The sequence below is a fragment of the Nostoc commune NIES-4072 genome, from assembly GCF_003113895.1.
Lineage (GTDB): Bacteria > Cyanobacteriota > Cyanobacteriia > Cyanobacteriales > Nostocaceae > Nostoc > Nostoc commune.
Genome location: NZ_BDUD01000001.1, coordinates 7130083 through 7147507, shown reverse-complemented (window position 1 = coordinate 7147507; position 17425 = coordinate 7130083). Strand labels below are relative to the sequence as shown.

The window sequence follows — 17425 nt, the reverse complement described above, 5'->3', positions numbered from 1 at the left end:
AGTCTGTAATAGCTTTATTGCATCAGTTCTGGGGCGATCGCGCTTGTCTCATCGCCCAGCCATACGATATAGAGAAGGGCGCTGGTACTAAGAATCCACACACATTTTTGAGAGCATTGGGGCCGGAACCGTGGGCTGTTGCTTACGTTGAACCTTGTCGTCGCCCTACAGATGGACGCTATGGTGAAAACCCCAATCGCTTCCAACACTATTATCAGTACCAAGTTCTGATTAAGCCGTCGCCAGATAATATTCAAGAGATTTATCTTGATTCGTTAAGGGCTTTAGGTATTCGTCCTGAAGACCACGATATTCGGTTTGTGGAGGATAACTGGGAAGATGCGACGGTGGGAGCTTGGGGCACTGGCTGGGAAGTATGGTTAGATGGAATGGAAGTTACTCAATTTACTTATTTTCAACAGTGTGGGGGAATTGATTGTCGTCCGGTGTCGATTGAGATTACATACGGATTAGAGCGTCTAACAATGTATCTCCAGCAAGTAGAAGCATTTACTAAGATTCAGTGGACAGACAACATTACTTATGGTGATGTTTTCCTGCAAAGTGAGATTGAGCAGTGTACATATAACTTTGAAGCGTCGAATCCTGAGTTGCTACTGACACTATTTAATTTGTATGAGCAGGAAGCTACCCAGTTGACGGAGCGAGGATTGGTCTTGCCTAGCTTAGATTATGTAATGAAGTGTTCGCACACGTTCAATCTGCTGGATGCTAGAGGTGTGATTTCGGTGACGGAGAGAACCCGCTATATTGCTAGGATTCGGCATTTGGCTAGGAAGGTAGCTCATTTATATGTTGAGCAAAGGGAGAAGTTGGGTTTTCCGTTACTCAAAGATGCTGTAAGTTCAACAGGAAGCCCAATATGATCAAGGGTGTGGCTACTCAAACCAAGTACAGTTTTGTATAAAAACGTAAGGTTTTAACAGTGAACAGTGAACAGTAAACAGTTATCAGTGATCTATTTATCCCTGGGTTTAAGTCCCCCACCTCCAGGTGGAATGCGTTGGTGGCGGGTCTAAATCCCCCACCATACGCCTGATAACTGATAACTGATAACTGATAACTGATTTAAAAGCAGAGGAACGCAAAGTAAAGCATACGCGCTTCGCTTTCCCGCAGGGTAGGTACATAGAGTTTTGCCAATTATCCATGCTCTGCTAAGGCTTAAGCTAGCTATATCTTTATGATGCGGCTTTTGCTAAAGGACAAAAATACAGTCTAGAACACTAAAGCTACAAGATAAAGCCCGCCTGTGCGGGTTTTTTTGTGTAAACTTGATGGACTGTATTTCACCGCAAAGATAAAATTTTTTCGCTGTTGCTGACTAAAGAGATGAAAAACTCACGCATAGGCGCTCCAAGCGCAGATAATAAGAGTTTGGAATATTTTATTTTTGAATTTCATAGCCAAATTCAGCAATGCCGATTTTTCTATATTGTTGCCCTAGCTATTTTTAAGTCAGCCGCAAATTTGGGTTGTCAGGTGCTTTTACAAAAATTTTATGATTCAAACCAGTGGTGTAATTATTTGTCTTGGCTACATTTTTGGGTTGTTGTTTACAGCAGTTCCTTGGGGTGGTGTGTGGATTTTAGTTCTGGGGATAGTGGGAGCAATTCTTTTTAGAAGACGCACCAGTTCACGGGAAATTGCTCAGAAACCAGAAAAGGTTGGAAGCAAAAATAAGGCAGTGCCTAATATGTGGCAAACTAACCCCCATCCTCGAATATGGATAGCTGCTGGTTTAGTGGGATTGTTGGCAACTCTATATTTTCAATGGCGAGTACCGCAACCAGGTGCAAAAGATATTAGTCAGTTTGTTCCGCCTGGAAATAGCAGTAATCAAGAACAACTTGTAATTGTTCGTGGCGAAGTGGCGAGTAATCCCCGCTTAACTCGCAGTCAACGTGGACAATTTTGGCTGGAAGCGACTCAGCTAGATGAAGTCAAAAATGACAAAGGTTCAGCAGGTGTGCCAAAAGGGGTTACAGGTAAATTGTATGTGACAGTGCCTATACTTCAGGCTACTGGGTTATACCCTAGTCAACAAATTGCTGTGACTGGGATTTTGTACAAACCAAAGGCGGCTTCAAATCCTGGTGGTTTCGATTTTCAGAAGTTTCTCAAGCAGGAAGGAACCTTTGCTGGTTTGATTGGGCGACAAATAAATGTTTTAGAACAAGAACGTAAATGGGGATGGTGGCAAATTCAGGAGCGAATTGTGCGATCGCAAGTTCGTTGGTTGGGTATCCCAGAAGGGCCTCTTGTCAGTGCTATGGTGTTGGGAAGCAAAGCTGTTGATTTACCCTACGATATCCGCGACTTATTTGTACAAGCAGGATTAGCTCACGCTTTAGCAGCTTCTGGGTTCCAAACTTCTTTGATTTTAAGTGTGATTTTACAGCTAACGAGGCGGGCAAGTAAAGGAACGCAATTTACCCTTGGCTTTTTAGCTTTAATCATTTTTCTGAGTTTAACAGGTTTTCAACCTGCGGTTCTTAGAGCCGTAATTATGGGTTTCGCGGCATTAGTTGGTTTGCTATTAAAAAGAAAAGTAAAACAGTTCGGCTCATTACTATTAGCAGCGACTTTATTATTAGTGTTTAATCCTTTATGGATTTGGGATTTAGGCTTTCAATTGAGTTTTTTAGCAACACTGGGATTAATCGTAACAGTACCCGCATTAGTCAATCGCCTAGCATGGTTACCACCTGCGATCGCTGCTTTGATTGCTGTTCCTTTAGCTGCTACTATTTGGACTTTACCTGTGCAACTTTTTGTCTTTGGAGTTGTACCATCTTATAGTTTGTTGCTGAATGTGGTTAGTACTCCATTAATTTCGATAATTAGTATAGGTGGAATCATCAGTGCCTTAGTGGGTTTAATTTGGACTCAGGCTGGAAGCTTTTTAGCTGCGGTGTTGCATTACCCGACTGATTGGCTAATTAAATTAGTGGAGTTTTTTAGCGAACTGCCAGGAAATTCTGTTGCTGTGGGCAGTATATCTACTTGGCAACTTCTGGCGATTTATACACTGATTCTATTAGTTTGGCTAGTTCCTTGGTGGCAGAAGCGGTGGTGGTTTGCTAATGTGATTGCCATTGGTTTAATATTCATCCCTCTTTGGCATTCTACAAATACATTGTTTAGGATAACAGTATTAGAGTCTGGTACGGAACCAATTGTAGTTGTTCAAGATAGAGGTACTGTAACTGTAATTAATAGTGGCGATGAAGGGACAGGACGTTTTACAATTTTACCGTTTTTGCAACAGCAGGGTGTAAATCAAATTAATTGGGCGATCGCAACTGATTTCCAAGGTAATGAAAGTAATGCTTGGTTGGAATTACTGCAACGTTTACCTATTAAGAATTTTTATGACTATTCCCCCAAACCAGAAAATTCTATTGCGACTCTAGCAATTCAACAAGAACTACAAAAATATCAAGGATCTTACCAACCGTTAGCAGTTGGTCAAGCGGTGAAAACGGGTTCAATAGTGGCGCAATTAATTAATGATCAACTACCTATTTTACAATTGCAAATTCTAGATCAAAATTGGTTATTAGTAGGCAATATCAAGTCTAAAGAAGTACAGCAACTAGTTAAGAGTGGTAGTTTACCTCGTCCACAAGTATTATGGTGTACCCCTCAGTCATTAAAAGATTTAGTAATTGCTCTGCAACCACAAGTAGCGATCGCTTCTTCTGCCAACTTTGATACAAAAGCTTTATCTGAATTGAATCAAAGCCAAACCAAACTATTTTTTACAGGACGAGATGGGGCTATTCAATGGACACCTAACGGTGATTTTGAGGCATTTATTGAAGCTACAGAAAATAAGTCTTCTGTCTTATAACAACTCCGAAATAAGCAAATTCAAAAGCACAATATTTGTTTTTAAGCAAAACTTACTAAAGATAGATGTATAGCCAGTCTGAAGTAAGTAACCTCTCAAAAGGTCGAAAAAGGTTAATTTACCGAGTCGGTGCTAACCGTATGTTTGGGAAAGTAAGTGGTTATGAATAATTTAAGATTTGTAGTAAACACTGAAGATATTGCTACAAGAGAATCTAGTCAGTTTAACATAGTTTAATTTATTCTTACCCACTTACTTCATGTTTGTATTATCATACTTAATGATACAGACTACTACAGAAAGATATAGGAAATGGGAAGTTTAATTGATTTTACATTATTTGCTCCTCGTAATGAAAGAGCAGCTTTAATTGGGTCTTTTTCTGAGTGGAAAGAAATCCCAATGGTAAAAAGTGAAGATGGTTATTTCCGCACTCAAGTAAAATTGGAAGATGGAATTTATCAATATAAATTTCGCATTCAAAGTAAAAGTCCTAATTTTGCATTTAATGAATGGGTAAATGTTATTGACCCTAAAGCAACAGATGTTAATGAAACAGAAAAGTACAGCATAGTGCGAATTAGAAATGGGCAACGCATTATTGACACTTATGTTTGGCAACACAACGAAAAACCATTGCCTGAAAATCGTGAATTAGTCATATATGAAATGCACGTTGCAGATTTTTCTGGTGATGAAGTTGGGTTTGATAAACGAGGTAAGTATTTAGGAATAATTGCCAAGTTAGATTATCTGGTTGAATTGGGAGTTAATGCAATTGAATTAATGCCAGTTAATGAGTACCCTGGTAACTATAACTGGGGCTATAAAGTGCGCCACTTCTTTGCTACAGAATCTAGTTATGGTTCAACAGAAGATTTAAAGCGATTAATAGATGAGTGTCATGCTAGAGGCATTCGCGTTTTTATGGATGGAATTTATAACCACACAGATGAAGAATGCCCGTTAATGCTGATTGACCGGAATTACTGGTATTACGAACACATGCATTATCCTGAAGATCCAGATAATTACTGGGGGCCAGAGTTTAACTATGATAATTATGATGAGAAATTAGATGTTAAACCTGCATGGAAATACGTCGGGGATGTAGTGCAATTTTGGATTCAGGAGTATCACATTGATGGAATCCGCTTTGATGCGGTGCGCCAATTGGCTAACTTTGAATTTTTAGACTGGCTGGCGAAGCAAGGAAAAAACCATGCTGCACCCAAGCAGTTTTACAATATTGCTGAACATATTCCTGATACAAAAGCTGTAGTCCAGCCAGATGGTCCATTAGACGCTTGTTGGCATGAGAGTTTTCGGTACTTTATAGTTCCATATATTTGTGGAGAAGCATTTGAGTTAAAACAACTAAAGCAAATTTTAGATCCTAGACAGCAGGGTTATGCAACTGCTACCAATGTGATAAATTATTTGGCAACCCACGATCGCGAACGTTTATTGCGAGAATTAGGCGATCGCGGTATCTTTGACGCGGAGGCATTTAAGCGAGCGAAGTTAGCAGCCGTTCTCTTAATGACAGCTTTGGGTATACCAATGCTGTGGATGGGAGAAGAGTTTGGCGAATATCAGCAAAAAAGCGAAGATGTAACCAAGCCACAAAAAATTAATTGGTCTTTGTTATCAGGCGACCAGAATCATAATTTATTTAAGTATTATCAAAAACTCATTGCTCTACGCAAGCAGAATCTAGCCTTGCAAAGTGATAATATCGAATTTTTCCACGAAAATCTCGATGATAAAGTGCTGGCTTATACCCGATGGAATGAGCAGAATTCTCGTGTGGTTGTTGTAGTAAATTTCTCCGACCAGAATCTAACTAGATATCAAATTCAAAACTTCCCAACTGCTGAGTGTTGGCAAGATTACTTCGATAATCATGAAGTTGAAGTTAAAGAAGATGGTTTAGTTACTGATTTGCCAAGCTATACAGCCAAGATATTTATTGATGCGTTGTAGTCTCAATACGGTTCGGATAAGCATTTTTCACTTTCCTTGTGGTCTGGGAAAAGGGTAAGGGGTAAAGGGTAAAGGATGTATTCAAAACATGAGTCCCTTTTCCCTTTCCCCTTTAACCGAACCGTATTGGTTGTAGTCTGTGAAGAAATGATTGATAGTTAGGGATTGTTCATTGTTTGCGCTTTAGTCCAAACTACAAACCTATAACTATTTTTCTTTTCTCAAGCCAATTTTGAGTATCTTTTAGAACCTGTCCTTGCAAAAGACGTGATTCATCTTTAAAGGAATGCAAATACGATTTGGTAGGGCGTCTACTAGCAGAGGATACTGGAGTCTGGCTTTTGACTTACTTAGTCTCCTAGAGTGCAAAGCGTAGGAGCAAAGATGATTCTACATCCACCTTGATGGCTGTGATATTATAGGAGACTGCTACATACATTTAGAAAAACTAGAAATTAAATCGATCATGGCTCTGACGCAACTGCGGAAACAAGAAATAATTTCCAACTACCAAGTTCACGAAACCGACACTGGGTCGGCCGATGTCCAAGTTGCCATGCTAACTGAGCGCATTAACCGCCTCAGCGAACATCTCCAGGCAAATAAAAAAGACCATTCTTCCCGGCGGGGACTGTTGAAGCTAATTGGTCAGCGCAAGCGTCTTCTAGCTTACATATCACAAGAAAGCCGGGAAAAATATCAAGCTTTGATTGCTCGCCTCGGTATTCGTGGATAGGGATTACAGCTTATGTCTGCTGAAGAATCTGAACGCAGTCGCTTACCCTTTGAACCGAAAAAAAAGCGCCAAAAACCCACAAAAACTCAAAGTAAACCAGCAGCACAGCCACAAGAATCTAGCAAACAGGCTGATAGAAAACGGCCTTACACCAAAGAAGAGATGGCTATTCCCCAGGTAGTCAGCCAGCGGATGATCCGACGGGTAGCTGGATTCTGTGGTGTACCAACAGCTTTGGGCATTAGCGCCTTAGTTGTTAGCTATCTGCTTGCTAGCTACTTCAACATCCAACTACCTCCCATAGCCGTGTTATTGGTGAACATGGGATTATTTGGTTTGGGAGTTTTAGGGATAACTTATGGCGTTCTTTCTGCCTCTTGGGATGAAGAAAGAGTCGGAAGTTTGTTGGGTTTGGGTGAGTTCAACACCAATTGGGGACGAATGGTGGCTGTTTGGCGCGAAACTCGGCAAAAAAACTCATAATTATCGGCGCTCAGGTATTAGATAACTGCGGTATTGGGTAGATGAAGAAGTGAATGTTGAAGTTGAAATTTTATAACTTCAACATTGCTAATTTAAATTATGTTATCTTTTTATACCCTATGTTCAGTTATTTAGCAGTAAAATTGCTGACTGGGCGCTATATTTTGTAAATAAATTTTATTTTTAACTTTTTGTAATTAGGCTAATAAGCAACAATAAAGCTAGCTAGTCTATTTACAGAAAATTTTACTCAATTAATAATCAGGAACTTTCACATGATTATAGTAATGAAAAGTGGTTCCCCAGAGGCGGAAATAAACCGCATTGATGAGGAACTAACTAGCTGGGGGCTAACTCCAGAAAAAATTGTTGGTCAACACAAAGTAGTTATTGGTTTAGTAGGTGAAACTGCCAGCTTAGATCCACTACAAATTCAGGAACTTAGTCCTTGGATTGAGCAGGTGTTGCGGGTAGAGCAGCCTTACAAACGAGCCAGCCGTCAGTACCGCCACGGCGAAGCTTCGGAAGTGGTAGTTAATACTCCCAATGGAGCGGTGGTATTTGGTGAACACCAGCCTTTAGTAGTCGTTGCCGGGCCATGCTCCGTAGAAAATGAAGAAATGATTGTGGAGACAGCGCGGCGCGTCAAGACGGCTGGAGCTACCTTTTTGCGCGGCGGCGCATACAAACCTCGGACTTCACCTTACGCCTTCCAAGGACACGGCGAGAGTGCTTTGGATTTGTTAGCAAGGGCGCGGGAAGCGAGTGGACTAGGTATTATTACAGAAGTAATGGATGCTGCCGACCTAGATAAAATTGCCGAAATTGCTGATGTAATCCAGGTGGGAGCCAGGAATATGCAGAATTTCTCCTTGCTCAAAAAAGTGGGAGCGCAGCCGAAACCAGTTCTGTTGAAGCGGGGAATGGCGGCTACTATTGAAGATTGGTTGATGGCAGCCGAGTATATTCTGGCATCTGGCAATGCCAATGTAATTTTGTGTGAAAGGGGAATACGCACCTTTGACCGCCAGTATACGCGCAATACGTTGGATTTATCAGTAGTGCCAGTGTTACGAAAACTGACTCACCTGCCAATTATGATTGACCCCAGCCACGGCGTAGGTTGGTCTGAGTTTGTGCCTTCAATGGCGATGGCTGCGATCGCAGCTGGCACAGATTCCCTGATGATAGAGGTTCACCCCAATCCTGCCAAAGCCTTATCGGACGGCCCCCAATCTCTGACACCAGACCGTTTCGATAACTTGATGCAAGAATTAGCAGTGATTGGTAAGGCGGTGGGACGCTGGCAGCAACCAGCAGTAGCTCTGACTTAGAATTAAGTTACAACTGCATTTATTGATTTAAGAAACTGGCGATCGGTTGAATAAAACCCAATAAAAACCAAGCTGTTGCACTGCTTGGTTAAATTGTTCAAAATCAACAGGTTTGATGATGTAGCTATTCACCCCAAGCTGGTAACTCTTGATCATATCCTGGTCTTCAGCAGAAGAGGTCAGTACCACAATCGGAATCATTTGTGTGCGTGGGTCAGACTTGAGTTGCCGTAAAACTTCTAATCCACTTACTCTTGGCAGTTTCAAATCCAGCAAAATGACTTTGGGTTGATTCGTCATGCTACGGTGGGCAATAAAAAAAGGACGGGCAAAATACCTATCCCAAAAAATTAACTTTTATTCAATTGATAGCAAATTTTTTTTATTGTACTTGCGTGGGTAGTGCCAAAAGACCTTGCTCTGTAAGCTTTTCAAGTTATGCTCTAAGGTTTTCTACTCAATCGCTACTCAAAGACCCCATTTTTACTCTGATTTTTAGCGATCGCTGGTTGCGATCGCGCTACTCAAATGCTACTCACTGTGAACGATATTATAGGCAATACAGCCCACATGTGACGAAAACGGAATTATGGAGATTAATCGAGAGGCGATCGACGTTTCCGAGCTATCGGAAAAAAATCAAAATTTACTGCTAGCGCTATTAGAACGGCTAGAAAAATTAGAATCTAGAGTCGAGGAATTAGAAAAAACTAAGGAAGAGTTAGAGACAAAATAGGAATTTTGCAATGCCGCAGCAATAGTATGGTTGCCCCAAGTGTTCATCTTCTCAATACAAAAGGCGAGACTTTGATGAAATCGACGGAGTAAGAATATTGTTCTACTGTGGATGTGGGCATATCTTCTCAGATCCTTTGTTGTTTTGGATTGATAAAGAACCATTGCCAGAACCAGAATACGACCTTGATTATCAAGACCCGCGAGAATATCCCGATTGAGGCTAAATGAGACGAAATGGAGATTTTGACTAATGGCGGTTGCACTCTTTTTCTATATCCCAAATTGCTTTACCTATATACCATCGGTCTGGTTTCCCAGGATATTTTAGGCGTAACTGTTTAACTAATTTTTCTGCAAGGGCTATATCAAAATTAACTCTTAGTAAAAGCTGATGCCACAAACCAGCATAGCCAGGACTAGTATGAGCTAAACGCGAAACCTGAGAATGAGTTTTATATTTTTGTAAATTCCGATATGCATTGCGTAACCTTTCTAGCCTAGTTTGCCCTGCTTGCTTATTTGTTTGGATTGATTTTATAGCTAAAGCTAGCATACCTATCATTAAGGCTAGCCAAGCAGTTAAAATAAAGACTTGCATAATTGAGTTTTGGTAGACTCAATCTAATATGCATGGAAAACCTTGATATTGAATCAGGGTTTTCTCTAATTCTTCTAATTATTGCTCATGCTGTTTTCCAATAATACCCTTACCAATTAAGTAAGCTTTAATCTCTAGTAAATCTCGGTCGGTTCGGTCAAACCGCTCATCAATCTCCCTAAATCCAAACGCAATATTGTCTGTTATTTGTTTCTGATTATTTTTCAAATGATTAAAATCTCTTTCAGCAGCGTATCGCCGCTTAATAGAATTTGTAAAAAAAACTATTCCCCAGGTTACGTGACCCCCTAGTGCAAGAACAAAAGTGATAATCACTAATGGGTCATTAGGAAGTTTCATAAGTAAACATATTCAACAGCTTTTATTTTGGCAGTTGATAAAGCATTAGCAGTAATTCCTATTACACCATTTTGGGATAAAGTACTATCTAGCCATTTATCGCCAGAAGCTAATGCGAAATCGTAATCAGTTGAGGAAACAATAAGAGTAGTCACCGTTGGATCTACTCCCAAAGGAACATATTTAAAATAAGCCGTTGCTGCCCCCAAATTACTTATTAAATAATTTCTCCGACTGGCATCAGTTTTCTCTAAGACTATCGTTTTCTTAGTATTTGTTAAAGATATATCGGGTAAAGCTTGGGCAGTAGTAATCTGAGTTTTGTTAGAACTAATTAACATATTTTTTTCCTCTACTTTTATCTTCAAAATTATTTCGTTAGCTTTATCTAATCGTCTGAATACAATTCTTTTCTCTAAATTATCAAGATTTGGAAAGCTAAAAATCTCTTTTTCTTGCCGACATGTCAACCGTTGAGGCGTAGAGATTGAGATAATAGCATCCTCCTGAAAACCTTGTGCAATAACAGCCTTGACATAATCCTGTCTAATTGGCACTGACAAATGAGTTATTCTAATTAATTCTGCTTTCGTAGTTGTTGTTAATTTCCAATGTTCTTCAACTGAAAATATCCCTAAACTTGACCACATTATTGATAGCTTGAAATATCATCGACTTTAGCTTCGACACGTAATATATCAATTTTTATCGTTTCCAATACCTCTTGCGTAGCATCAAATTGATTCCCGGCAAACTGCCACAAGCCAAGCGTAGCAAAGAGTAGCCACGGTACGAAATCAAACCAAAGATAATATTGATTTGCAAGTTTTGGGAAAACAACTAACTCAATGGTATTAATTCCTACTTGTTTTTTAGCTGCATCGACACCAGAAGAAGGGCTTTCAGATAATAATATTTTTCCTCCTGTAATAACGCTAGGGTAAGTTTGTATTAAATGTCCAGAAGTGCGCCAACGTGGTTTAGCAGCGCTGGAACTGACCATAATAGCTAATACGTGATTTTGGAGAATGAAAGGAAATTCAAAAGGCTCTATGAGTGGCGCTCTAATTTTTTTGTTTTCTGGGTTCCCTTGAAAAGGTTGATAAAAAATCCTATCCCATTTATTAGTTCCTGATAAATCTAGATTTAGAGTCATTTAAATTAACTTAATACCTGTTTCCCAAACATTTACTAAATCTTCAATGTCAAACCCTTGCTGGTCTAATAAATCAAGAAAATCACTAGTAGAAACTTCACTATTTAGCCAAGCTTGCTTTGTTTGTTGCCTCAAGAAAAGCTTATCTATTTCTAACTCAAGTTCCTCTAGTGATAAATCATGAGTAATTATGATGGGAGTATCAAGGCTCATAATTAACTGCCAGCACCTCCACCACCTACCCCAGATGCACTAAATAAGGGTCTTTCTGGTTCAAAGCTTATTCTGCCATATTCCCCGATATCATCTTTTTTAGCTGTTATAATTGCTTGGAATTTAGTTTTCAAAGCTGCTAAAGTATCAGCACTAATAGGGGCAGAGAAAGTGCTTTGTGTTCCTCCACTAGCATCAATGCTATATTTTAAATATTTTCTTCCACTTAAACTAGAGGTTTTTTCAGCGCCTTTTGACCGTCCACGAGTCGCTGTAATCTTAGCAGCCTTGAATCCTCTGGGGAGCTTTTGAGAAGTATCTGGAGCCGCCAAACCTAAAGCTCCAAGCCCGCCAAAGAATGTAAGCCCTGCATTTGGCACGTTAACAGTAAAGTCTTCTGTTGTAAATATTGACTTATATTTTGCAGTTTGAGTTGGTCGAGCTTGTCCTGTTCCTACTTTTGGCGCTGCTTGTTGTCTGGCTTTTAGGGCTGTCTCTCTTGCTTTAAGTTCGTTCGTGCGACGTTGAAGAGATGCTACAGATGGGATTCTTGCCATGTTTTATAAGGTTGTTATGTAATTAAAAAGGTTCTTCATTTGTAGCATCAAAAAAGAAGGGGTTCAGTTACTCCCAGAAGTATACTTGTGGAAGCAATCTAAAAAGCCAGAACAAGATGCTACGGTAAAAACACTTAACTGGAAATTATTAATATGGCAGTAATCAATGATTTGACTTGGCAGCAATTAAGCGAAGCATTAGGAGAAACAGGGCAAATTTTTCTAGGCGAGGATACGTTAGGAAATATTGGCGTTTTAATCAGTGTTTCTACTGTTAATGGGTCTGTTGCTGGGAATTTAGGAAGTAATGGAGTTGTTAAGTTTCTTATGCGTTTGAGAGAAGCAGCCGCAGAGGCTCAAATCTCAATTAATGAAACGCAAGCTGTAGGCGAAAAATTAAGCGCTTTCCCGCCTTCTACCAGTAACGGAACTGTAATTAATGGGGCAATTACCCAAACTGGAGTTATTCAAGCTGCTGTCGTTGTTGCTTCTGCTTCAGAAGTAGTCGGTACGACTATCTAGCTGGAATTATTGGATTACTCCTAAAACCTGTACGGTCTATCAGGGTAATATCGTTAAATAGCCCGTGCAGTTTTAATTCTGCGTATCTAAAGCGAACAAAAGCAATTGGACGGTCACGAGGTTTGCGCCGCGACTTACCGTAAACTTCGTGTGTACCTGGCACGGTAGTGTATTGTTTTTTCTTTGTAGCTACGCTTAATAAATTCCAATCTGGGGAATGCGATTGAATGTCTAATACTTGCTCAATCACTTTTTTAGCTTCTGCTTCATTCCAAGCTAAAAGCCTAAAATCATAGCCCTTTGAGTTGTCTTGATAAATCCATTTTTCTCTTCCTTTTTTCCATACAAACCCATTGCCAGAAGACAAAGCAGATTTAATTCTAGTAGCCAAGGCTTTTGCTTTTACAGGTGTGTAAGTTGCGCTTGTTTCATGCATTAATCGAAAGCTGATTTCTGCATCAACTGGTTGATAACCTTCCTCAACGTTTTGCAAATCTTCTAGAAAATACAACATGACTTGAGGATAAAAAGCTATAGAATCATGGTAGGTACTAACAGGAATACCATAAATTGCAGGTTGTAAGCTTTGGGCGTGTCGGCAGGTAATTTCAAACAACCACTGCCTCATCTCAGTCATGGCTGCGGTATCTTCATCTTTTATTAAGCAAGCATGTTTTAGACTTGCTCTTGGTGTGGAGATATCATCATCAAGTTCGTTTTTAAAATATTCACGGACAAACTTATTATGCTCCCTTCTTATCAAATCTTGTAAATGTTCAAATTCGTTAAACCCTTCTGGCAGAGGCATATAGTTTTACCCTGGATTTAAATCATTAGTAATAGCTAAAGTTAAATAATTTAGAGTAGTCGCAAAATATTCATCCATATAATCAATTCTCAAATTGGAAGCCTGTAAAGTCAGTTTTACTATAGGCACATCTCCAGATTTATCTACAGTAATATTACAAATTCCCGTAGGACTAAAAACATTTCCTGGGTCTGTTGGGTTAATGGGGTTTTGATTTGCTGAAGCGGAAGGATTTAAATCATTATTAGCTAAAGATTGAGCGTAGTTAAAAATACGATTAAAAGCCGCTATAGCAAGCGATCGAGATAAGTTGTCAACGTTAATAGTAATATTGCAAGTCCTTGTGGTTTGGCTTGCAATATTACCAGTTGAAACAGGATTAGAAGCTAAAAAAGTGTTGACAGTAATATTAATTAGAGGCGTTAAAAATTTTGGTTGTGCTGTTGGTGTTTCTGGGAAAGTAGCTACCATATTTTAATCATCAGGGTTTTTATCAGATTGATTTAATTCAGTGCCAACACTAACCAGTTTGCTAGCTTCTGCTGCTGCTTTTATTTTTGTAGCTTCTGAACTCTCTGGTTTTTGTTTACTATTATCGGTCTGTTTTAAAGATTCATCAAGTTCTTTTTTCTGGTCTTTTAATTGTCCTACAGTTTCTTTAATGGACAAAACCTCGCTTGCTACTTGGTCAACTTGAGATACGACATTAGTAGCGTTTTCTAAAGCAGTAAAGTATTTATTCTGGAAATTAATATTTGGATTAAACCACGCATAAGCTCTTTCTCCCACTACGCCAAAGGCTTTTAAAGCATTAGCTACTCTTGCGTTCCATTCGCCTATGATTTCAAGAGCATTAAGAATAGATGCTCCAATTGATTGAATCGAGTTTAAAATATTTGCAGTTGCTTGATAAATACGATTTGCTCGTTTCCAATTGCTATCAAGTATTTTATAATTTTTTTCTCCAATTGCACCTTTGATTATTCCTTCAATACTTTTACTAATAATACTACCAATATCAAAAGCTTGCCCCTCGGCATCTTTTAAGCCGATTATACTCAAAATATTACCAATTACGCTTAATAAAGTTTGCCCCAAATTATTAGAAAGCATTGCTGCATTATGAACGTTTGCGGCAAAATTCATAATATTTAATGCTCGGTCTAAATGTGCCCATTGAGCAAAGCGCGATAGCTTTCCACCAATACCACCAGGAAGCTGATCACCCAATCTTGCAAGAATTGTTTGTTGCCCTTGAAGCAGTGCAGCGTTAGCACCTGTATTGATAGCATCTAAAATATTGCCAGCATTTTTATTATTATTATTTGTAATTCCATCAGCATTAGCATCAAAAGCTTTACGCATACAGCCCCCAGGCTGAAGAGTGCGACAAGTTCCTGTGGCAGCTGCGCCTTCTATTTGGGGGATTGTAGGAATATCCGGGCGAATAGCGGAAGCGGCTCTAGCTGGAATTAAACCTAGTATTGTTACTATTTGGTCAAGTTTTGGTAAAGCTTGTTCATTCACTTTTGCTTGTTCCTTGATTTTTGTATCTAACTTCCCAACATCAGATTGTGTTGTTGTTAGACTACTTTTTATTAATCCTAAGTCAGCTTTATTTTGTTTTTGAAATTCTTCAAACCTTTGGTCAGCAGTTAGGTTACTTTGGCGTTGAAAATTAGTCAGTTTTGCATCAAACTCTTTTGCTAAATTTGATTGATTGATTCCAACAATTCCTAGTGCTTTATCGTTTTCTCTTTTAAATTCGTTAAACCGTTGGTCAGCAGTTAGATTACTTTGACGATTAAATTCAGCTAATTTATTGTCAAATTCTTTTGCTAAATTTGATTGATTAATTCCAACAATTCCTAGTGCTTTATTATTGTCAGCAACAAATCTATTAAATTTATCATCTAATTGCTGTTGAATTGGTGCGAGATTCGGCACACCTTTATTACGTGCCTCGTTCATCGCTGCATCAGCCTTAGCATTTACAGTATTAAGATTTTGCGCTAAACTCCCAATTGAATTAGCGAGGATTGGGATTTGTGCCGCTTGCCCTTGCAAGCTACCAACTGTACCAGCTAATTGCCCAATTTGAAATTGTAATGGATTGACAATTGCTCTAGCGGCTGCAACTGCATTAGCATTAATAGCTGCTGTATCTGTTGGGGTTGCTGGGCGAATTGCGTCAACCTTAGCCCGTGTTGCTGCTAGGTCAGATTGAATCTTTGAAATTGTGGCGTTAACGGTTTTTTGAAAGTTATCTGATACTCCACTGGTGAATTTTGCAATTTGGGCGTTAACCTGTTGAATTTTGGCTTCAAAACTTGTACGCTGCTCTGTAATTTTGCCTTCAAGTATTTTTCTACCTTCACGAGTTTCATACAGAGAATCATTAGCTTGCTTTTTAGCTTCGGTTATTTTACTTTCAAGTATCTTTCTGCCTTCACGAGTTTCGTACAGAGAATCATTAGCTTTTTTCTTAGCTTCTACTAAATCTTTCCCAAAACTTTCTTGTTGCTTATTTAAACGATAATAATCTTTAGCATTAGCATCTAACTCCCGTCCAAATTTCTGAATTTTAGCATCAATAGTTTTTAGTTTTAATCCAGCTTGTACAGCTAGTTGATTAGTTTTTGTTAAATCATTATTGATTGAATCTAGATTATCAAAAGTGCGGCTACTAACGAATTCATTTAATTTGAGAATTGCTACTGCTCCAATTGCTGCAAGAATCCCAAGAATGCCACCAATGCGAGAAGCCTTATCTAAAATAGCGCTGCCAGGAACATTTTTAAAAAGTGCGGCTTGTATTTTTTCAGTTAAATCAGTTGCTTTTTTGGTGGCATCAGCTACTTTCTTTGTAGTATCGGCTACTTTCTTCAATTGCCTAATTCTCTTCCCAGCATCAGCAATAAATTTCTTGCTAGGAGATGAGGCAATAATTTTTTTAGTACTCGCGCTAGCTGTGCGATAGCCTTTCCAATTTAATCTATGAGTTTCTCTTGCTCCTTTGAACTTGTTAAAAGTCCCTTTGGGGTCAGCCTTAAAGCTATCCCAATTAAAATTTTGAGGAATTGAATTAGGAATTTTAGGAGAGGGGGAAGTCGGTAAGGGTACTCCGTTCCAGCTAGCCATTAATCTCCCCCTAAAAATTCAGCAATTACCGAAACTGTATCAATTAATGGCGTTATTATATCGTGCATACCTTGGAATGCTTCAGTAAATTCTCTGTTTGTATTTTCAATATCAGCAAAGTTATTTAAAGTTTCAATAATGCCTTTCTTGAGCAATTCTGTAGTTTTTTCTAATTCTTTTATACGTTTTTCTAAATCATTATTGTTTTTATTATCATTTTTATTTTTATCTTTATCATCACAACACCGTTTCTGCTCCCGTTCCAAATCTCGTAATCGTTTATTCAACTCATCAATTTTACGATTTAAAGCAGCTAGTCCTTGGTCGATATCTTTGCAAACTTCTGCCATTAGCGACCTACTTTATTAGCAATATTCTTAAGCTTGTCACCCGTTGCCTTGCATGGGATGCAACAATAGCCTGGATATTTTTTGTGAGTGCATTTGTGGCTACCTTCAGGACAATCATCATCGCAAGAAACTTTATAACTACTGCAATTAGGCACTCCTACGCTTCTAGTACGACCAGAACTATCTTCAATTTTTAGTGTTGTCCCCTTGCACGAAACTTTTATAGGAGTACTTTGGAAAATATATTCTAGTTTTAATACAGTGACCTTAGCTTGCTTGCCTCCTTGACAGTAAGTATTAAAAACTGGAGGATCACAGCAAGAACCATAGTATCCACTATCGTAACTCGTAGAATATTCTGATGGAATGGGATATGCACCTGCATAGGATACAGGAATAAAAATTAATTCCTTTGCACCAATGCCAGTATTTACGCCATTAATTACCTGTACCACGCCGCAAGATCCAGAGGTGCTACCAACGCTATCAACACAGTAATAACTATGCCCTTTTGCGTTAACGCAATTAGTAAAAAGTAAAAGATAGCACTGCTTTGCCATTAGTGA

The 17425-nt window shown here is 39.0% G+C and carries 21 protein-coding genes; 9 read left to right on the top strand and 12 right to left on the bottom strand.

Annotated elements, in window-relative coordinates; translation table 11 throughout:
• The 6 genes from glyQ to aroF form a co-directional block, all read left to right on the top strand.
• Nucleotides 1-887 (top strand): glycine--tRNA ligase subunit alpha (gene glyQ / locus CDC33_RS32200; RefSeq protein WP_109012377.1); only part of this gene is annotated, 887 nt, incomplete at its 5' end.
• Between the two features lie 635 nt (nt 888-1522).
• On the top strand, nt 1523-3877 hold the full coding sequence (locus CDC33_RS32195) for a ComEC/Rec2 family competence protein (RefSeq protein WP_109012376.1): 2355 nt from the start codon (nt 1523-1525) through the stop codon (nt 3875-3877).
• 312 nt (nt 3878-4189) lie between these two features.
• Nucleotides 4190-5863 carry an alpha-amylase family glycosyl hydrolase gene (locus CDC33_RS32190; protein WP_109012375.1) on the top strand — a complete coding sequence of 558 codons (1674 nt, stop codon included), beginning with the start codon at nt 4190-4192 and terminating at the stop codon, nt 5861-5863.
• A gap of 466 nt (nt 5864-6329) precedes the next feature.
• Nucleotides 6330-6599: a 30S ribosomal protein S15 gene (gene rpsO, locus CDC33_RS32185; RefSeq protein WP_041565894.1), complete on the top strand. Its 270-nt coding sequence runs from the start codon at nt 6330-6332 to the stop codon at nt 6597-6599.
• A gap of 12 nt (nt 6600-6611) precedes the next feature.
• Nucleotides 6612-7082, top strand: coding sequence for a PAM68 family protein (locus tag CDC33_RS32180; RefSeq protein ID WP_109012374.1), 471 nt, complete (start codon nt 6612-6614; stop codon nt 7080-7082).
• A gap of 275 nt (nt 7083-7357) precedes the next feature.
• Nucleotides 7358-8416, top strand: a complete 1059-nt coding sequence (aroF, locus tag CDC33_RS32175; protein ID WP_109012373.1) for a 3-deoxy-7-phosphoheptulonate synthase — start codon at nt 7358-7360, stop codon at nt 8414-8416.
• A 27-nt stretch (nt 8417-8443) separates the two neighbouring features.
• On the opposite strand, the gene CDC33_RS32170 is transcribed toward aroF, so the two are convergent.
• Nucleotides 8444-8716: a response regulator gene (locus CDC33_RS32170; RefSeq protein WP_369694377.1), complete on the bottom strand. Its 273-nt coding sequence runs from the start codon at nt 8714-8716 to the stop codon at nt 8444-8446.
• Nucleotides 8717-9005: 289 nt separating this feature from the next.
• Here CDC33_RS32170 and CDC33_RS39340 point away from each other — a divergent pair, with 289 nt between their 5' ends.
• A complete protein-coding gene (locus CDC33_RS39340) occupies nt 9006-9152 on the top strand; it encodes a hypothetical protein (RefSeq protein WP_181374199.1) in 147 nt (48 codons plus the stop codon).
• A gap of 97 nt (nt 9153-9249) precedes the next feature.
• Nucleotides 9250-9372, top strand: a complete 123-nt coding sequence (locus tag CDC33_RS41435) for a hypothetical protein (protein ID WP_280524441.1) — start codon at nt 9250-9252, stop codon at nt 9370-9372.
• Nucleotides 9373-9401: 29 nt separating this feature from the next.
• Here CDC33_RS41435 and CDC33_RS32165 read toward each other — a convergent pair whose 3' ends face one another.
• From CDC33_RS32165 to CDC33_RS32140, 6 genes are all read right to left on the bottom strand, one after another.
• Nucleotides 9402-9752: a hypothetical protein gene (locus CDC33_RS32165; protein ID WP_109012372.1), complete on the bottom strand. Its 351-nt coding sequence runs from the start codon at nt 9750-9752 to the stop codon at nt 9402-9404.
• Between the two features lie 78 nt (nt 9753-9830).
• On the bottom strand, nt 9831-10112 hold the full coding sequence (locus CDC33_RS32160; protein WP_109012371.1) for a hypothetical protein: 282 nt from the start codon (nt 10110-10112) through the stop codon (nt 9831-9833).
• Entirely contained in the window at nt 10109-10762 is a 654-nt protein-coding gene (locus tag CDC33_RS32155) for a hypothetical protein (RefSeq protein ID WP_109012370.1), read from the bottom strand. The genes CDC33_RS32160 and CDC33_RS32155 overlap by 4 nt, the downstream gene beginning before the upstream one ends.
• A complete protein-coding gene (locus CDC33_RS32150) occupies nt 10762-11268 on the bottom strand; it encodes a hypothetical protein (protein WP_109012369.1) in 507 nt (168 codons plus the stop codon). The genes CDC33_RS32155 and CDC33_RS32150 overlap by 1 nt, the downstream gene beginning before the upstream one ends.
• Nucleotides 11269-11481, bottom strand: a complete 213-nt coding sequence (locus CDC33_RS32145; protein ID WP_109012368.1) for a hypothetical protein — start codon at nt 11479-11481, stop codon at nt 11269-11271.
• Between the two features lie 2 nt (nt 11482-11483).
• Nucleotides 11484-12038 (bottom strand): hypothetical protein, encoded by a 555-nt coding sequence (locus CDC33_RS32140; protein ID WP_109012367.1) that lies wholly within the window; start codon nt 12036-12038, stop codon nt 11484-11486.
• A 153-nt stretch (nt 12039-12191) separates the two neighbouring features.
• On the opposite strand from CDC33_RS32140, the gene CDC33_RS32135 reads away from it, so the two are divergent.
• Complete coding sequence (locus CDC33_RS32135) at nt 12192-12560, top strand: hypothetical protein (RefSeq protein ID WP_109012366.1); 369 nt, start codon at nt 12192-12194, stop codon at nt 12558-12560.
• Here the strand turns inward: CDC33_RS32135 and CDC33_RS32130 are convergent.
• From CDC33_RS32130 to CDC33_RS32110, 5 genes are read right to left on the bottom strand one after another with little or no spacing between them, the layout of a single operon-like run.
• Nucleotides 12553-13368: a hypothetical protein gene (locus tag CDC33_RS32130; RefSeq protein ID WP_109012365.1), complete on the bottom strand. Its 816-nt coding sequence runs from the start codon at nt 13366-13368 to the stop codon at nt 12553-12555. The two genes, CDC33_RS32135 and CDC33_RS32130, sit on opposite strands and share 8 nt — an antisense overlap.
• A 6-nt stretch (nt 13369-13374) precedes the next feature.
• Nucleotides 13375-13839, bottom strand: coding sequence for a hypothetical protein (locus CDC33_RS32125; protein ID WP_109012364.1), 465 nt, complete (start codon nt 13837-13839; stop codon nt 13375-13377).
• Between the two features lie 3 nt (nt 13840-13842).
• Nucleotides 13843-16509: a hypothetical protein gene (locus CDC33_RS32120; protein WP_109012363.1), complete on the bottom strand. Its 2667-nt coding sequence runs from the start codon at nt 16507-16509 to the stop codon at nt 13843-13845.
• Nucleotides 16509-16859, bottom strand: a complete 351-nt coding sequence (locus CDC33_RS32115; protein ID WP_109012362.1) for a hypothetical protein — start codon at nt 16857-16859, stop codon at nt 16509-16511. Before CDC33_RS32115 ends, CDC33_RS32120 begins: the two co-directional genes overlap by 1 nt.
• Nucleotides 16859-17419: a hypothetical protein gene (locus CDC33_RS32110; protein WP_109012361.1), complete on the bottom strand. Its 561-nt coding sequence runs from the start codon at nt 17417-17419 to the stop codon at nt 16859-16861. Before CDC33_RS32110 ends, CDC33_RS32115 begins: the two co-directional genes overlap by 1 nt.
• Between the last annotated feature and the right edge of the window lie 6 nt (nt 17420-17425).

What these genes read in the sequence shown, in the direction of transcription:
- CDC33_RS32140 (WP_109012367.1), bottom strand. Translation starts at nt 12,038, where the DNA reads ATGGCAAGAATCCCATCTGTAGCATCTCTTCAACGTCGCACGAACGAA.
- CDC33_RS32160 (WP_109012371.1), bottom strand. Translation starts at nt 10,112, where the DNA reads ATGAAACTTCCTAATGACCCATTAGTGATTATCACTTTTGTTCTTGCA.
- CDC33_RS32165 (WP_109012372.1), bottom strand. Translation starts at nt 9,752, where the DNA reads ATGCAAGTCTTTATTTTAACTGCTTGGCTAGCCTTAATGATAGGTATG.
- aroF (WP_109012373.1), top strand. Translation starts at nt 7,358, where the DNA reads ATGATTATAGTAATGAAAAGTGGTTCCCCAGAGGCGGAAATAAACCGC.
- CDC33_RS32130 (WP_109012365.1), bottom strand. Translation starts at nt 13,368, where the DNA reads ATGCCTCTGCCAGAAGGGTTTAACGAATTTGAACATTTACAAGATTTG.
- CDC33_RS32135 (WP_109012366.1), top strand. Translation starts at nt 12,192, where the DNA reads ATGGCAGTAATCAATGATTTGACTTGGCAGCAATTAAGCGAAGCATTA.
- CDC33_RS32110 (WP_109012361.1), bottom strand. Translation starts at nt 17,419, where the DNA reads ATGGCAAAGCAGTGCTATCTTTTACTTTTTACTAATTGCGTTAACGCA.
- CDC33_RS32155 (WP_109012370.1), bottom strand. Translation starts at nt 10,762, where the DNA reads ATGTGGTCAAGTTTAGGGATATTTTCAGTTGAAGAACATTGGAAATTA.
- CDC33_RS32145 (WP_109012368.1), bottom strand. Translation starts at nt 11,481, where the DNA reads ATGAGCCTTGATACTCCCATCATAATTACTCATGATTTATCACTAGAG.
- CDC33_RS39340 (WP_181374199.1), top strand. Translation starts at nt 9,006, where the DNA reads ATGGAGATTAATCGAGAGGCGATCGACGTTTCCGAGCTATCGGAAAAA.
- CDC33_RS32195 (WP_109012376.1), top strand. Translation starts at nt 1,523, where the DNA reads ATGATTCAAACCAGTGGTGTAATTATTTGTCTTGGCTACATTTTTGGG.
- CDC33_RS32120 (WP_109012363.1), bottom strand. Translation starts at nt 16,509, where the DNA reads ATGGCTAGCTGGAACGGAGTACCCTTACCGACTTCCCCCTCTCCTAAA.
- rpsO (WP_041565894.1), top strand. Translation starts at nt 6,330, where the DNA reads ATGGCTCTGACGCAACTGCGGAAACAAGAAATAATTTCCAACTACCAA.
- CDC33_RS32190 (WP_109012375.1), top strand. Translation starts at nt 4,190, where the DNA reads ATGGGAAGTTTAATTGATTTTACATTATTTGCTCCTCGTAATGAAAGA.
- CDC33_RS32150 (WP_109012369.1), bottom strand. Translation starts at nt 11,268, where the DNA reads ATGACTCTAAATCTAGATTTATCAGGAACTAATAAATGGGATAGGATT.
- CDC33_RS32115 (WP_109012362.1), bottom strand. Translation starts at nt 16,859, where the DNA reads ATGGCAGAAGTTTGCAAAGATATCGACCAAGGACTAGCTGCTTTAAAT.
- CDC33_RS32180 (WP_109012374.1), top strand. Translation starts at nt 6,612, where the DNA reads ATGTCTGCTGAAGAATCTGAACGCAGTCGCTTACCCTTTGAACCGAAA.
- CDC33_RS32170 (WP_369694377.1), bottom strand. Translation starts at nt 8,716, where the DNA reads ATGACGAATCAACCCAAAGTCATTTTGCTGGATTTGAAACTGCCAAGA.
- CDC33_RS32125 (WP_109012364.1), bottom strand. Translation starts at nt 13,839, where the DNA reads ATGGTAGCTACTTTCCCAGAAACACCAACAGCACAACCAAAATTTTTA.